Origin of the sequence: Streptomyces hygroscopicus subsp. hygroscopicus, assembly GCF_030269125.1 — a bacterium.
GTDB classification, from domain to species: domain Bacteria; phylum Actinomycetota; class Actinomycetes; order Streptomycetales; family Streptomycetaceae; genus Streptomyces; species Streptomyces hygroscopicus_C.
This window is the reverse complement of the sequence record NZ_BSSM01000015.1, coordinates 153,961-168,625: the sequence shown is the minus strand read 5'-3', so window position 1 is coordinate 168,625 and position 14,665 is coordinate 153,961. Positions and strand designations below refer to the sequence as shown.

The following is a 14,665-nucleotide window of genomic DNA, read 5'->3' as shown; positions in this document are numbered from 1 at the left end:
ACGCATAGTGCTCGACGTCAACTTCTTCGACGAGCTCCGGATCGGCCTGGCCACCGCTGACGACATCCGTCAGTGGAGCCACGGCGAGGTCAAGAAGCCCGAGACCATCAACTACCGCACCCTGAAGCCGGAAAAGGACGGACTCTTCTGCGAGAAGATCTTCGGTCCTACCCGGGACTGGGAGTGCTACTGCGGCAAGTACAAGCGTGTCCGCTTCAAGGGCATCATCTGCGAGCGCTGTGGCGTCGAGGTCACCCGCGCCAAGGTGCGCCGTGAGCGGATGGGCCACATCGAGCTGGCCGCTCCCGTCACCCACATCTGGTACTTCAAGGGCGTCCCGTCCCGCCTGGGGTACCTGCTGGACCTCGCCCCGAAGGACCTGGAGAAGGTCATCTACTTCGCGGCGTACATGATCACGTACGTCGACGAGGAGCGTCGTACCCGCGACCTGCCCTCCCTGGAGGCGCACGTCTCGGTCGAGCGCCAGCAGATCGAGAACCGCCGCGACGCCGACCTGGAGGCCCGCGCCAAGAAGCTCGAGAGCGACCTGGCCGAGCTGGAGGCCGAGGGCGCCAAGGCCGACGTGCGCCGCAAGGTGCGCGAGGGTGCCGAGCGTGAGATGAAGCAGCTGCGCGACCGCGCGCAGCGCGAGATCGACCGTCTCGACGAGGTGTGGAACCGGTTCAAGAACCTCAAGGTCCAGGACCTGGAGGGCGACGAGCTGCTCTACCGCGAGCTGCGCGACCGCTTCGGCACGTACTTCGACGGCTCGATGGGTGCCGCGGCGCTGCAGAAGCGCCTGGAGTCCTTCGACCTCGAGGAGGAGGCCGAGAAGCTCCGCGAGATCATCCGCACCGGCAAGGGCCAGAAGAAGACCCGTGCGCTCAAGCGCCTGAAGGTCGTCTCCGCGTTCCTGCAGACCTCGAACAGCCCCAAGGGCATGGTCCTGGACTGCGTCCCGGTCATCCCGCCGGACCTGCGTCCGATGGTGCAGCTGGACGGTGGCCGCTTCGCGACCTCCGACCTGAACGACCTGTACCGCCGTGTCATCAACCGCAACAACCGCCTGAAGCGGCTTCTCGACCTCGGTGCGCCCGAGATCATCGTGAACAACGAGAAGCGCATGCTCCAGGAGGCGGTCGACGCCCTCTTCGACAACGGCCGTCGCGGCCGCCCGGTGACGGGCCCCGGCAACCGTCCGCTGAAGTCCCTCAGCGACATGCTGAAGGGTAAGCAGGGTCGATTCCGTCAGAACCTGCTCGGCAAGCGTGTCGACTACTCGGCGCGTTCCGTCATCGTCGTCGGCCCGCAGCTCAAGCTGCACCAGTGCGGTCTGCCCAAGGCGATGGCGCTGGAGCTGTTCAAGCCGTTCGTGATGAAGCGCCTGGTCGACCTGAACCACGCGCAGAACATCAAGTCGGCCAAGCGCATGGTCGAGCGCGGCCGCACCGTGGTGTACGACGTCCTCGAAGAGGTCATCGCCGAGCACCCGGTGCTGCTGAACCGTGCGCCCACCCTGCACCGCCTCGGCATCCAGGCCTTCGAGCCGCAGCTGGTCGAGGGCAAGGCCATCCAGATCCACCCGCTCGTGTGCACCGCGTTCAACGCGGACTTCGACGGTGACCAGATGGCCGTGCACCTGCCGCTGTCCGCGGAGGCGCAGGCCGAGGCCCGCATCCTGATGCTGTCCTCGAACAACATCCTCAAGCCGGCCGACGGCCGCCCGGTGACGATGCCGACCCAGGACATGGTCCTCGGTCTGTTCTTCCTCACCACCGACGGCGAGCTGCGCGACACCAAGGGCGAGGGCCGCGCGTTCGGCTCCACGGCCGAGGCGATCATGGCGTTCGACGCCGGTGAGCTGGCACTCCAGTCGTCCGTGGACATCCGCTTCCCGGTGGGCACCATCCCGCCGCGCGGCTGGACCCCGCCGGCGCGCGAGGAGGGCGAGCCGGAGTGGCAGCAGGGTGACACCTTCCGCCTGCGGACGACCCTGGGCCGCGCGCTCTTCAACGAGCTGCTGCCCGAGGACTACCCGTTCGTCGACTACTCGGTGGGCAAGAAGCAGCTCGGCGAGATCGTCAACGACCTGGCCGAGCGCTACCCCAAGGTCATCGTCGCGGCGACGCTCGACAACCTGAAGGCGGCCGGCTTCTACTGGGGCACCCGCTCCGGTGTCACCGTGGCCATCTCCGACGTCGTCGTCCCCGAGGCGAAGAAGGCCATCGTCGCGGGCTACGAGGCGCAGGACGAGAAGGTCCAGAAGCAGTACGAGCGCGGTCTGATCACCAAGGAAGAGCGCACTCAGGAGCTCATCGCGATCTGGACCAAGGCGACCAACGAGGTCGCCGAGGCGATGAACGAGAACTTCCCCAAGACCAACCCCATCTTCATGATGGTCGACTCGGGTGCCCGAGGAAACATGATGCAGATGCGGCAGATCGCCGGTATGCGCGGTCTGGTGTCGAACGCGAAGAACGAGACCATCCCGCGTCCGATCAAGGCCTCGTTCCGTGAGGGTCTGTCCGTGCTGGAGTACTTCATCTCCACGCACGGTGCCCGTAAGGGTCTGGCGGACACCGCTCTGCGTACCGCCGACTCGGGTTACCTCACCCGTCGTCTGGTCGACGTCTCCCAGGACGTCATCATCCGCGAGGAGGACTGCGGCACCGAGCGCGGCCTCAAGCTGGCGATCGCCGAGCGTGGCGAGGACGGTGTCCTGCGCAAGACGGGCAACGTCGAGACGTCCGTGTACGCGCGCTGCCTCGCCGAGGACATCGTGGTCGACGGCAAGGTGCTGGCCCCGGCCGGTACCGACCTCGGCGACGTGCTCATCGACGAGCTGGTCAAGCACGGTGTGGAGACGGTCAAGACCCGCTCGGTCCTGACCTGCGAGTCCGCCGTCGGCACCTGCGCCATGTGCTACGGCCGTTCGCTGGCCACCGGCAAGCTGGTCGACATCGGTGAGGCGGTCGGCATCATCGCCGCCCAGTCCATCGGTGAGCCCGGTACCCAGCTGACGATGCGTACCTTCCACACCGGTGGTGTGGCCGGTGACGACATCACCCAGGGTCTGCCGCGTGTCGTCGAGCTCTTCGAGGCCCGTACCCCGAAGGGTGTCGCCCCGATCTCCGAGGCCTCCGGCCGCGTGCGGATCGAGGAGACCGAGAAGACGAAGAAGATCGTCGTCACCCCGGACGACGGCAGCGACGAGACGGCGTTCCCGATCTCGAAGCGTGCCAAGGTCCTGGTCCGCGAGGGCGATCACGTCGAGGTGGGCCAGCAGCTCACCGTGGGTGCCACCAACCCGCACGACGTGCTGCGCATCCTGGGTCAGCGTGCCGTCCAGGTCCACCTGGTCGGCGAGGTCCAGAAGGTCTACAACTCGCAGGGTGTGTCGATCCACGACAAGCACATCGAGATCATCATCCGGCAGATGCTGCGCCGTGTGACGATCATCGAGTCGGGCGACGCGGAGTTGCTGCCCGGCGAGCTGGTCGAGCGCTCGAAGTTCGAGACCGAGAACCGTCGCGTGGTCCAGGAGGGCGGTCACCCGGCCTCCGGTCGTCCGCAGCTGATGGGTATCACCAAGGCCTCGCTGGCGACGGAGTCCTGGCTGTCGGCCGCCTCCTTCCAGGAGACGACCCGAGTCCTGACGGACGCGGCGATCAACGCCAAGTCCGACAGCCTCATCGGCCTCAAGGAGAACGTCATCATCGGTAAGCTCATCCCGGCCGGTACGGGTCTGTCCCGCTACCGCAACATCCGGGTCGAGCCGACCGAGGAAGCCAAGGCCGCGATGTACTCGGCCGTCGGCTACGACGACATCGACTACTCGCCGTTCGGCACCGGCTCCGGCCAGGCCGTTCCGCTGGAGGACTACGACTACGGTCCGTACAACCAGTAAGCGGGCAGCTTGAAGGGCGGCCGCTCCCCTCGGGGGGTGGCCGCCCTTCGGCGTTGTCCGGCGCTGTCAGCGGGCCGTGAGCTGCCAGGCCGTGACGGCGACGGTGGCGAGGGCGGCCAGCGCGCCGACGCTGGCGAGCGGCCAGCGGCCACGCTCCAGGGCGTCCAGCCGCTGTTCGTGGTCGGCGAGCTGCTTGTCGGTCTGGTCGCTTCGCTGGACCAGCAGCGCGAGCGAGCCGTCGACCCGGGCGAAGCCGGCCTCGACGGTGCCGCGCAGCCGCTCCAGCTCCACGGCGACGGCGGTCGGATCGGAGAGGGAGGAGGGAGACGAGGGTTCGCTCACGCCTCACCCCGCTCCGTCGGCGCGGCGGCGCCCAGGGACCGCAGCTCGGCGTCCGTGTTCGGCCGGTGCTCGGTGCGCAGCCACGCGGGCAGCAGCACCTGGACTCCGGGTACGGCCATCACCCGGGTGACGCCCGCGGCGACGGCCAGCACTCCCGCGGCCCAGGGCAGGGTGCGGGGGACGCCGACGGCGTCGATCAGCGTGGGCAGCAGCACGCACAGGCCGACAGCGGTCTGCAGGGCGGTGCGAAGGGTGCGCTTGGCGGCCTCTGACATGGGGGACCTCGCTTTTCCGGTGCGCGTCAGGCGGTGTGGGGAACCTTCAGGGCCGCCCAGGATGCGGGGCCCGGCCAGCCGTCGGCGTCGGCGCCCTGGTAGCCGAGCTTGCGCTGCCAGGCGGCGTACGACTGCTGGTCCGCGGCCGACCACTGGGCGGACGGGCCCACCCGGTAGCGGCCGCAGCCCTCGGCGACCAGCCGGCGCCCCATCGCGGTGACGATGGGGGAGTCAGGCTCGTCCTTGAAGAACGAGACACCCGGGAAGGGCTGGTACCGCGGCGGGCGCGGGGGCTGCGGGGGCTCCTTCGGACCGGTGCCGGCGGACAGCCGCGTCTGGATCCGCCGGCGCATCCCGGACATCGAGAAGCCGCGCGGATCGCTCTTCCAGTCGGACCACTCCAGGTGCCCGATCACCGACTTGGCGCCCCAGCCGTGGGCCCGGCACAGCGCCGCCGAGACCCGCTCGATGGCCTCCAACTGGGCGTCGGGCCACGGGTCGTGTCCGTCGCCGAGGTTGACGCACTCGAAGCCGTAGAAGCGGGAGTTGCCGTCGACGGCACCGGCGCTGCCCTCGTGCTCGTGCGGCACCGGCGGCCGGTCGCCGTACGTCTCGCTGATCACGGCCCGCAGCACGGACGGGTCGCCGCCGCCGGCGTGGTTGGCGCGGCCGTTGCCGACGAGGTGGACGGTGCCGTCCTTGGCGATCACTCCGTGGCACAGCGGGCCGGGCAGCGCGGAGTCGCCGTTGAAGCACAGGTTGACGCTGGAGCTGGTGCCGGAGGAGACGGTGTGGTGGATGACCACGCCGTTCACCGGGCCCCAGCTGCCCTTCTGGTTGCGGTTGTGGGTACGCCAGCCGGGCTGCTCCACGACGGTGACGCCCTCGGCGCGCAGCGCGGCGACGAGGGCGTCGGCGGACAGGGGTGTGGCCATGAGGACTCCAGACAGGGAGAAGCCCCGGGCCGGGGGCCCGGGGCGGTGGTGCGGAGGGGAGGCGGAGAGGAGGCGGAGAGGAGGGGACAGCGGGTCAGCCGGTGGACGGCGGCCACTTGGCGCACAGGGCGGCGTAGGACGCCGTGTTCGCCTCGAAGTTGGCGAGCGCGGCGGCCACCGCCCGCTGGATCGCCGTCTGGTCGGGCACGACGGGGTCGGTGCCGACGGGCATGACGGTGACCTGCCCCCAGCCGCGCAGCTCGGTGAAGTCCGCCCCGGACTCGGTGAACTGGGCCATGACCGTGACCGGAGGGTAGGTGCCGGTGACCGGGTCCGGCCCGATGACGTAGCTCAGGCTGTTGTCGGTGACGTTGATGTGGATGGTGTGGCCGGCCTCGGTGATGGTGGCGCGGCCGGCGTAGTCGATCTCGTGGCCCCAGGGCTGGGTGGTGTCGATGTCCATGGGTGTGCCGCCTTTCTCAGGGGGTCTGGCAGCCGTGCATCAGCACGGGGTTGGCGTAGACGGTGCCGGAGGTGCCGGAGACGTAGGCCTGGATCTCGACCTTGACCTGGGCGCGGAAGACCGTGCCGAAGTCGGCGGCGACGGGGCCCGTGTAGTCGAAGTCCGCGGCGGAGGTGACCGTGAGCGGGCTGCCCCACGGGTTGCCGTTCACGAGCACCCGGACGTTGCCGGTCGCGCCGGAACTGACCCGGGTGTTGATCAGCAGCCGCATGTACGGCTGCCAGACCACGTTGTAGGACATCGCGATCGTCGTCCATGTGGTCGCGGTGGTCAGCGGCCAGGTCGAGATGGCGGTGTTCTGCGGGGGCAGCATGCCGAGCCAGGGCCGGGCGAGGCCGCCGGTCACGACGTCGTCGGAGAAGAGCTCCCTGCCGGCCTTGTCGAAGATCCGCAGCGGCTGCATCGCGGTGCTCGTGCCGTCGCCCTTGTTCAGTGTCAGGGCCGTCTCGCCGGTCTGGCGGCGCATCGCCAGGCCGTACTCGTCGCCGGACCACTTGCCGACCGCGAAGACGGCAGGTCCACCGGACGGCGGCCGGACGGCCAGGTAGCCGCCGCCCGTGATCTCCACGCCGCCGCCGGAGACCGTGTTCTGGGCAGGCCGGGTGTTGACGGCGGTGGACAGCTGCTGGATCCGGCGTTCCATCTGGGTCAGCCGGTCGATGATGTCCTCGGGCAGCTGGGGCATCAGACATCCTCCAGGTACAGGTCGGCGGTGTCGGGGCGGCCGCGCTGGGCCGGGCTGACCTTGACGCCGATGATCCGGTAGCGGGCGTCGAGGCCCTCGGTGAACCACTCGTCGGTGATCCGCAGCCGTGCGGTACGGCCGAGCAGCGCGGGCGGCACCAGGTCGTCGAGCCGGACGGTGATCTCCGGGATGACCACCGCACCGGTGGCGGCCCTCAGTTCGGTCCGGGCGACGGCGTCCAGGGTGGTGGAGTCGCTGATGTCGTTGTGGTCCGAGGTCAGGTCGATGCGCGGGTACCCGGCGTGGCCGGGCCCGGTCCCGATCAGCTGGTCCGCGACCGCGACCGTGGAGGCCAGCGGCCGGGACTCGCTGGCCTGGTCGGAGTTGGTGGAGGCGCCCCGGGCCCGCGCGGTGGTGCCGCCGCGGGTGGCGTCGCGCGGGAAGGAGTACGACAGGACCGTGCCCGGCCGGTCCAGGACCAGGTCGGAGCTGCCGGTCTCGATCTTCGGGTGGCCCAGCACCAGCCGGCGCACGCGCGCCCCGGTGACCGGGTCGGTGTAGACGGCGATGTGGTACTCGAAGCCGTCCTCCAGCGCGGCCAGCGAGTTCAGGGCGTCGAGGTAGGCGGTCTCCTCCCCGTCCCGGTAGCCGACCGTGCGCCGGACCCCGGAGGTCTCGGTGCCGTAGGTGACGAGGATGTTCCCGCCGTCCAGGGCGGTCTGCATGTCGGTCCACAGGCCCCGGGCGATGTCGAGCTGGTCCGCGTCGCTGAAGGGCAGCGTGTACGCGGGGTCGTACTTCGGGGACCCGGCCCGGATCAGCCGCCGTCCCGCGTACGACTCGAAGGTCGCCGCCTGGATCTCCAGCGTGAGGACGCCCTGGTCGTCGCTGTGCAGGGTGCTGGTCCAGATGATCCCGCCCCACCACAGGTCGTGGCCGCGCTGGAGGTAGACCGAGGTGCGGCCCTCCTCGATGCGGCGGACGCGGGCGGCGGTCTCCGCGTTGGGGACCGGGATGGTGCCGGTGAGCGAGCCGGCCTTGCCGATGTAGTCGTCGACGGTGACGTCGCGCAGCGGCAGGATGTCGATGGTGCGGTCGGTGAGCAGGTCGCAGAAGATCGCGCGGTAGGGAGTGTTGGTGGTCATACGGCGGTCGGCCCCTCGGTCGTCAGAGCACGTAGCAGGCGGAGATCCGCACGTTGTTGCCGGTCTGGATGACGCCGCTGGTCGCCCAGGTGATCAGCAGCACCGAGCCGTCGGCGAGGATGCGGACGGAGCCGTCGGCGTATCCGTCGGTGGCGATCGCGTAGCTGTCCTGGGCCGGCCGCCAGCCGGCCGGCAGGGTGGCGATCTGCGTGTCGTTGAGGTTGCCCGGGTTGGTGGTGCCGGCGGCGGTCGCGACGAGGTTGGCGCCCGTGCGGGCCAGGGCCAGGTTGAAGGAGCACACCCCGCGGGTGCGGCGGGCGCTGTAGCTCAGCACCGACCAGTCGGTGGTCGCGGTGGCCCCGGTGGTGGTGGTCTCCACGGCGACCGGCGGCTGGTAGTCGGCCCAGGCGGTGCCGGACCAGCGCTGCAGCACACTGCCGAGGTCCCGGTACTGGCCCGGGTAGGCGCCGTTGGTGGTGTCGCTGGTGACCGGCAGGATGCCGCCGAGGCCGACCGTGGCGGTACGGCGCCCGGTCAGGGCCGAACTCCAGTTCGGTGCGGTGCTCGCACTCGCCCCCTTCGGGATACGGACCTCGTACAGCGGGAGCGCGAGCGGCGGGGTGGGCGGGGCGGTGGGGGTGGCGGCCGCGGTGCCCGGGACGACCTCGATCACGGCCTCGGTGCGGCCGCTGCCGTCGTAGGCGTCGTCGTAGACGCGCAGCACGATCAGGTCGACCCGGTCGTACTGGGCGTCGCCGTCGGTGAAGGTGAGCGTCAGGTCCTCGGCGAGCGCGACCGGGTAGGCGCCCTGCGCGTCGGCGCCCTGGACCAGCGCCCGGCCCGGGTGGACCACGACGGTCATGGTCCCGGTGACGCCCTCCGCGGTGAAGCCGGACAGACGGGTCGTGCCGTCGGCCGAGCCCGGCAGGATGCCGGAGCGGGACGCGACGGGCGAGACGGGGGTCATCGTGCCGAGCGGCACGAGCCGGGTGTCCTCACGGGACTGCCCGTCGGGGGACAGCCAGACGGAGCGTACGGCCATGTCGGACTCCTCTCTGGGGAAGGTCAGTTGGCGGGTTCGACGCGCAGGAAGCGGTTGTCGAACCCGCAGGTGACGTTGGCGTCGTTGGAGCGGTGCATGGCGGTCATCGTGTAGACGGCGCCCGGTGTCAGGCCGTACAGCCGCCACATGGTCGCCACCGAGGCGCTCACCGGGCCGCCGTACATGCAGGAGGAGCCGTCGTTCGCGGTGTAGACGACGGTGCCGTTCTGGGAGAGCTGCGGGATCATGTAGGCGGAGCTGTTGGTGCTGTCGGTGGTCCACATGCGCGCGCCGAAGTGCAGCAGCACCGCGCCGGTGGGCGGGGCGGTGAAGCCGAGGCTCAGCGGGTTGACGGTCGTGTTCGCCAGAGTGGACGTGTACGTCGTCGAGTTGGTGGACCCCCAGTTCATGTCGCAGGCGAACGCCGACGTCACCACGGCCGAGGTCCATGCCGAGCCGTTCCACCGCTGGAGCACCCCGGTCGAGGACTCGCGGTACTGGCCCGGGTAGCTGCCGGGGGCCGTGTCGCCGGCCCGGGTCGGCAGGATGCCGCCGACCGAGACGGTGGCGGACCGCAGGTCGGTGAGCGCGGTGTTCCAGTCGATCCCCTGGGCGGCGCTGGCGCCCGCGGCCACCGTCACCGCGAACAGGGCCAGCGAGGCGTCCGGGGCGGTGGGGGCCGTGGGGGTGGCGGCCGGCGTGCCCCGGACGATCTCGGCCACGGCCTCGGTGCGCCCGCCGCCGTCGTAGGCGTCGTCGTGGATCCGCAGTACGACCAGGTCGATCCGGCCGTACTGGGCGTCGCCGTCGGCGAAGGTCAGCGGGACCGGCTCGGTGACGGTCACCGGGTAGGCGCCGCGGTCCGGCGAGGACTGGATCACCGCGCGGCCCGCGCCGAGCTGGGCGGTCATGGTGCCGGTCGTGCCGGTCAGCGACAGACCCCCGGTGAGGTACTGACCGCCCGCGGACCCCGGCAGCACGCCCGAGCGCCCCGTGCTCTCGGTGACCGGGGTGAGCGCCCCGGTCTGGGTGACCCGGGTGTCCGCCCGGGTCTGGCCGTCCGGGGACAGCCATGCGCAACTGATGGTCATGCCAGGCCCTTCGTCAGGAGGCGGACTCGTAGGTGCCGTAGACGGTCAGCACGTCGTTCGCGGCCCAGGTCATCGGCAGGCCCTTGTCCCAGATGCCGGCGCTGAGCGCGAAGCCGTCGCGCAGCGAGCGGACGATGCCGCCGTTGGTCGTCGCCAGCAGGGCGGTGCCCTGGTAGAAGAGCTGCGTCGACTGGTCGAACGCGACCGCGGTCAGCACCCGGCCGTCCAGCTTCCAGGTGGTGGAGGTCGGCGCGACGGGCAGCGAGAACGTCCAGTTGGCGTTGGTGGCCTGGGCGGAGAGGTTGGTCGTGGAGCCGATCTTGAGATAGATGCGGACCGTGACGACATTGCCCGTCTTCACGTACGACCCGGCCAGCGTGCCGTTGCCGACCGCCGGCTTGGTGCCGGTCTCGGTACCCCAGACCGGCGTGTAGTCCACCCACTTCGGCACCGGCTGGTACGACACCCACGCCGAGCCGTTCCAGCGCTGGAGCAGCCCGGCCGAGGAGTCCCGGTACTGCCCGGTGTAGCTCGCCGTGCCGACGGTGCCGGCCGGGGCGATGCCGCCCAGCGCGCTCGGGTACGACACCCACGCCGAGCCGTCCCAGCGCTGGAGCGCGCCGCCGGAGTCGCGGTACTGGCCAGGGTAGGCGCCGTTGCCGGTGTCGCCGACGGCGGGCAGGATGCCGCCGACCGCGACGGTGGGGGTGCGCAGGTCGGTGACGTCGGTGCTCCAGTTGATGCCGCCCTTGCCCGCGCTGATCCCGGCGCGGACCAGGACCTGGTAGAGCGGCAGCCCGATGGCCGGGGCGGCGGGCGGCTGCGGGTTGGCGTCTGGGGTGCCCTTGATGATCTCCAGGGTGGCCGTGGACGGCTGGGTCCCGCCGGCGGTGCCGGTGTCGTACAGCGCGTCGTAGATCTTCAGCACGACCAGGTCGATGCGGGGGTTGTCCCCGCCGTCGGCGAAGGTCAGGGGCGACGGTTCGGGCAGCGTGACCGGGTAGGCGCCCTGGGTGGCGCCGGCCGCGACGACGGCCCGGCCCTCGTGCACGACGGCCTGCATGGTGCCGGCCGTGCCGTCCAGCCAGAAGCCGGACAACCGGTTCAGACCGTCGTACGACCCGGGCAGGATGCCGGAGCGGACTTCGAGGGGGTTGGCCGGGGTGGTCGCCCCGATCTGGGTCAGTCGGGTGTCCTCGCGGGTCTGGCCGGTCTCGGCGACCCAGGAGCTGCGGAGGTTCATCTGGCGGTCTCCCGTGTTCTCGTGGCGGGGGTACTGGCGGTCGCGGGTCTCACCACTCCGCCGAGCGCCAGCGGACGGTGAGACGGGCGCCCGCGTCGTGGCTGTCGGGGCGGTACGCGAGGCGGGCGCGGCCCGGTTCGAAGGCGAACAGCTCCTCGGGGCTGCTGTCGGCGGCCGCGGTGTGCCGGCGGGAGGCGGTGGCGTTGAGCGTGACGGTGCCCTCCGCGGTGTCCACGACCAGCTCGTCACCGGCGGCCAGGGCGATCTCGTAGCGCAGCCGCAGGCCCGAGGTCCGGTCGGTGACGGTCGGGTTGACGCACGGACCGGTGAAGGTGAGCACCGGGTGGGTGGGGGCCGAGCCGTTGTTGTCGGCGTCCACGTCCCCGGTGGAGGTCGCCTGACCCCAGTACAGCGGCCAGGTCAGCGGCCAGGTCAGCCCGCTCTCCGGCTGCGGGGGACCGGTGACGGCGGTCTGCTCGTCCATGGTGTAGCGGCGCGGGTCCGTGGCGTACCACTGCACGGTCGCCTTGGAGACGCCCTGGGTGGTGTACGTCCGGTCGGCGGCCAGCACCCGCTGGCTGACCCGCGCCCGTACGGCCAGCGTCTCGCCGTGCAGTCGCACCGCGAGCCAGCGTTCGTCGTCGCCGAGCAGCAGCGCCTGGCGCAGGGCGCGCATGGCGGCGAGCGAGGAGGCGGTGTCGTCCTGGGGCGGCAGGGTCCACACGGTGGCGCCGACCTTGCGGGGCTTGGCGTAGCGGGCGCCCGGCCAGGCGCCGTGCGCGGTGGGGTGGTCGGCGTCGGTGGTGTCGTAGTCGGGCAGGTCCTCCCAGCCGGTGAGCCCGCCGCTGTCGATCTCGTACGGCGTGCCGGGGCCCATCAGCAGTCCGGCCCACTGCATCTGCCCGTCGAGGGTGATGAGTGAGCCGGGTGGGACGTCGTCGGTGTATGCGGTTGTGGTCAGGTCGGCCATCGGGCCTTCACCTCATTTGACGGTCGTCACGAGCGGGCGTGGGCGGAGGCCAGGAAGAGCAGGTCCTGCGCGGTGCCGTAGGCGCCGGCGCCGTGGCTCTCGTGGAACTCCTTGACGCGGTAGCGGGCTTGGGTGGTGGTCCGGTGCCGGGCGGCGAGCGCGCGCTGCCGGTCGAGGGCGGTCAGCGGCAGCACCCTTCCCGCGCGGGCCCGGGTGCCGGGGAGGACGACGCCGCCCTGCGCGAGCATCGGGATCTTGTCCAGGTGCACGCCGAACTTCTTGCCGAGGAAGCTGAAGCTGAGGTGGTTGAGCCCGTCGATGACCCAGTTGGCGAAGGCGACGAGCCCCTGGATCGGCCCCTTGACGACCCCGGCGACGGTCTGCGCCCCGGTGGTGACGAACTGCCCCATGCCGCGCAGGGTCCCGGAGACGGCGTCCTTGACCCGCTGGAACATCCGGGGGACGTCCTTGGTGAGCCAGCCCAGTACCGGCCGCACCGCGTCCCGGAGCCCGTGCCAGGCCGCCGACACCTTGCCGCCGAGGGCGCGGGTGTCGCCGGTGGTGAGGGCCTTCAGCACGGCGAAGGCGGTCCCGATCAGCGCCCCGAGGACGGTGAGCACGCCGCGGACGACGGTGAAGTACCCCTTCACGTACGTGCCCACCACCGTCGCGACGACCTTGAGCACCGGTGTGAGGACGGTCAGCACCGACTCCACGTATCCCAGTACCAGCGTGGCCAGTTGCTCGATCAGCTTCTGCCCGGTCTCGGAGTTCATCGCGAGGTCCAGGAGCCAGCCGGCGACGGGGAGGAGGATGCCGGTGAGGAAGCCGACGGGGTTGGCGCGGGTGATCAGGTTGACGGCGAGCATGATGCCGGAGCCGATGGTCATGGCCGTGCCGAACTTGTCCAGCAGCCCACCGAGCACACCGGAGGCGTCGAGCAGCGCTCCGACGACGGCGAAGACCCCGCCGAGCCCCGCGCCGAGCTTGCCCAGCGACTTCCCCGCGCTCTTCGCCCTGCCTCCCGCGGACTTGACGCGGGACCCGGCGGTGGTGGCGGTGCGGCCGGCCTTGGTGACGGAGCGGGCGGCGGTGTCCGCGCTCGACTTGATCCGCTGGACGGCGGTGGCGCTCTGCCGGGCCGGCGTCCCGACCCGGTCGAGGTCCGTGGCCGCCGCCTTGACGCGGTCGGTGAGGGCGCGCGCGCCGGCCCTGGCCTGGTCGGCCCTGCCATGGAAGGAACGCAGGACGGGCAGGGCCCCCTTGAACGGGTTCCGTACGACCGCGCTGCTCATCCGCGCGCCTTCGCCAGGAACATCAGCGCGTCCGCGGTCCGCTGCGGGCTGCTGTTCTCGGCGGCGTAGTAGTGCTCGATGTGCAGCGCCCCGCCGTCGGGCCCGGAGGCACCGCCGGGCGCCCGGCCCCGCGCGGCGGCCCGGCGCAGCAGCAGGTCGAGCTTGCTCAGCGGCAGCACGGCCTCCGCCTCACCGGCCTCGGCGAGGATCGCGGGCACGCCGCCGGAGACCGGCATGACGACACCGCCGGTGGCGAGGGCCGGGATGTGCGGGAGGCTGACGCCGAAGGTCTTGCCGCCGACCATCGGGACCCAGCCCGGGATGGACACGTGGATGCCGTTGAGGGCGCTGATGGCGCGGTTGATGATGCCGATGACACCGTTGATGGGGCCGGTGACCGCGCTCTTGATGCCGTTGAAGGCGCCGCTCGCGATGCCCTTGAGGCCGCCCCAGATGCTGGACAGCCGGTCCTTGACGGCCTTGAAGGCGCTCGGGATCGCGGACTTGATCCAGCCGACGACCGGCGAGATGACGGCTTTGATGCCGTTCCAGGCTCCGGAGACGACCGACTTGATCGCCTTCAGCGCGCCGCTGATGACCGACTTCCAGGTGTTGACCGCGGACCGGATGACGCCGGCGATGGCCTTGAAGATGGACGAGACCGTCGACTTGACGCCGGTCCAGACGGACTTGATCAGCTTGCCGGCACTCTTCATGATCGGCCCGATGGCCTTCATGACGCTGCTGATCACGGTCTTGATGACGGTGAAGGCCTGTTTCATGACCTTCTGCATCGTCTTCGAGTTGGTCACCATGTCGATGACCTTGTCGATGAGCGGCTGGAGCAGCTGCATGAGCAGGCCGAAGAAGTTGCCCTTCATCGACTTGTTCATCTTGTCCTGGCCCTTGGCCGCCTTGCTCGCCCCGGACTCGTACTTCCCGAGGTTCTTGCCGGCGCCGGACCCGGTCCTGCCCGCCTTGCCGAGGGACTTCTCGGCCGTGTCCGACGCGGACTTGAGGCCCTTCAGCTCCTTCTCGGCACTCTGCGAAGCCGACTTGAGGTCCTTGAGCTGACCGGCGCCTTTCTGGCCGGCGCTGCCGATTCCCTTGGCCGACGCAGCCGCGCCGGACGCCTTGGACTTGAAGTCCTCCAGAGACCCGGACGCCTTCTTCAACGAGCTGACGAGGCTCATGACGCACCTCCTTCGAAAA

13 protein-coding genes are annotated in these 14,665 nt (G+C 70.7%); 1 reads left to right on the top strand and 12 read right to left on the bottom strand.

The window, feature by feature from the left end:
- Nucleotides 1-7: 7 nt before the first annotated feature.
- A complete protein-coding gene (locus QSK45_RS29130; RefSeq protein WP_285561861.1) occupies nt 8-3,907 on the top strand; it encodes a DNA-directed RNA polymerase subunit beta' in 3,900 nt (1,299 codons plus the stop codon).
- A 66-nt stretch (nt 3,908-3,973) separates the two neighbouring features.
- On the opposite strand, the gene QSK45_RS29125 is transcribed toward QSK45_RS29130, so the two are convergent.
- The 12 genes from QSK45_RS29125 to QSK45_RS29070 all read right to left on the bottom strand — a co-directional run bounded on the left by QSK45_RS29125 (nt 3,974) and on the right by QSK45_RS29070 (nt 14,646).
- On the bottom strand, nt 3,974-4,249 hold the full coding sequence (locus QSK45_RS29125; protein WP_285561860.1) for a hypothetical protein: 276 nt from the start codon (nt 4,247-4,249) through the stop codon (nt 3,974-3,976).
- Nucleotides 4,246-4,524, bottom strand: a complete 279-nt coding sequence (locus QSK45_RS29120) for a hypothetical protein (protein WP_285561859.1) — start codon at nt 4,522-4,524, stop codon at nt 4,246-4,248. Before QSK45_RS29120 ends, QSK45_RS29125 begins: the two co-directional genes overlap by 4 nt.
- Nucleotides 4,525-4,550: 26 nt before the next feature.
- Nucleotides 4,551-5,459, bottom strand: coding sequence for a peptidoglycan-binding protein (locus QSK45_RS29115; RefSeq protein ID WP_285561858.1), 909 nt, complete (start codon nt 5,457-5,459; stop codon nt 4,551-4,553).
- A gap of 94 nt (nt 5,460-5,553) precedes the next feature.
- Nucleotides 5,554-5,922, bottom strand: coding sequence for an ATP-binding protein (locus tag QSK45_RS29110; RefSeq protein ID WP_285561857.1), 369 nt, complete (start codon nt 5,920-5,922; stop codon nt 5,554-5,556).
- Between the two features lie 16 nt (nt 5,923-5,938).
- Nucleotides 5,939-6,667, bottom strand: a complete 729-nt coding sequence (locus QSK45_RS29105; protein WP_285561856.1) for a hypothetical protein — start codon at nt 6,665-6,667, stop codon at nt 5,939-5,941.
- Nucleotides 6,667-7,812, bottom strand: coding sequence for a hypothetical protein (locus QSK45_RS29100; protein WP_285561855.1), 1,146 nt, complete (start codon nt 7,810-7,812; stop codon nt 6,667-6,669). Before QSK45_RS29100 ends, QSK45_RS29105 begins: the two co-directional genes overlap by 1 nt.
- A gap of 22 nt (nt 7,813-7,834) precedes the next feature.
- Nucleotides 7,835-8,854 (bottom strand): hypothetical protein, encoded by a 1,020-nt coding sequence (locus QSK45_RS29095; RefSeq protein WP_285561854.1) that lies wholly within the window; start codon nt 8,852-8,854, stop codon nt 7,835-7,837.
- A 23-nt stretch (nt 8,855-8,877) separates the two neighbouring features.
- Nucleotides 8,878-9,945: a hypothetical protein gene (locus QSK45_RS29090; RefSeq protein WP_285561853.1), complete on the bottom strand. Its 1,068-nt coding sequence runs from the start codon at nt 9,943-9,945 to the stop codon at nt 8,878-8,880.
- A 13-nt stretch (nt 9,946-9,958) separates the two neighbouring features.
- Nucleotides 9,959-11,188 (bottom strand): hypothetical protein, encoded by a 1,230-nt coding sequence (locus QSK45_RS29085; protein ID WP_285561852.1) that lies wholly within the window; start codon nt 11,186-11,188, stop codon nt 9,959-9,961.
- 49 nt (nt 11,189-11,237) lie between these two features.
- Nucleotides 11,238-12,158, bottom strand: a complete 921-nt coding sequence (locus QSK45_RS29080; protein ID WP_285561851.1) for a phage distal tail protein — start codon at nt 12,156-12,158, stop codon at nt 11,238-11,240.
- Between the two features lie 26 nt (nt 12,159-12,184).
- Entirely contained in the window at nt 12,185-13,453 is a 1,269-nt protein-coding gene (locus QSK45_RS29075) for a phage tail family protein (protein ID WP_285561850.1), read from the bottom strand.
- Nucleotides 13,450-14,646 (bottom strand): phage tail protein, encoded by a 1,197-nt coding sequence (locus QSK45_RS29070; protein ID WP_285561849.1) that lies wholly within the window; start codon nt 14,644-14,646, stop codon nt 13,450-13,452. Before QSK45_RS29070 ends, QSK45_RS29075 begins: the two co-directional genes overlap by 4 nt.
- Nucleotides 14,647-14,665 lie beyond the last annotated feature (19 nt).

Bases quoted from the DNA above. Each gene is read 5' to 3' on its own strand.
- QSK45_RS29120 (WP_285561859.1), bottom strand. From the start codon at position 4,524: ATGTCAGAGGCCGCCAAGCGCACCCTTCGCACCGCCCTGCAGACCGCT.
- QSK45_RS29115 (WP_285561858.1), bottom strand. From the start codon at position 5,459: ATGGCCACACCCCTGTCCGCCGACGCCCTCGTCGCCGCGCTGCGCGCC.
- QSK45_RS29110 (WP_285561857.1), bottom strand. From the start codon at position 5,922: ATGGACATCGACACCACCCAGCCCTGGGGCCACGAGATCGACTACGCC.
- QSK45_RS29105 (WP_285561856.1), bottom strand. From the start codon at position 6,667: ATGCCCCAGCTGCCCGAGGACATCATCGACCGGCTGACCCAGATGGAA.
- QSK45_RS29100 (WP_285561855.1), bottom strand. From the start codon at position 7,812: ATGACCACCAACACTCCCTACCGCGCGATCTTCTGCGACCTGCTCACC.
- QSK45_RS29095 (WP_285561854.1), bottom strand. From the start codon at position 8,854: ATGGCCGTACGCTCCGTCTGGCTGTCCCCCGACGGGCAGTCCCGTGAG.
- QSK45_RS29090 (WP_285561853.1), bottom strand. From the start codon at position 9,945: ATGACCATCAGTTGCGCATGGCTGTCCCCGGACGGCCAGACCCGGGCG.
- QSK45_RS29085 (WP_285561852.1), bottom strand. From the start codon at position 11,188: ATGAACCTCCGCAGCTCCTGGGTCGCCGAGACCGGCCAGACCCGCGAG.
- QSK45_RS29080 (WP_285561851.1), bottom strand. From the start codon at position 12,158: ATGGCCGACCTGACCACAACCGCATACACCGACGACGTCCCACCCGGC.
- QSK45_RS29075 (WP_285561850.1), bottom strand. From the start codon at position 13,453: ATGAGCAGCGCGGTCGTACGGAACCCGTTCAAGGGGGCCCTGCCCGTC.
- QSK45_RS29070 (WP_285561849.1), bottom strand. From the start codon at position 14,646: ATGAGCCTCGTCAGCTCGTTGAAGAAGGCGTCCGGGTCTCTGGAGGAC.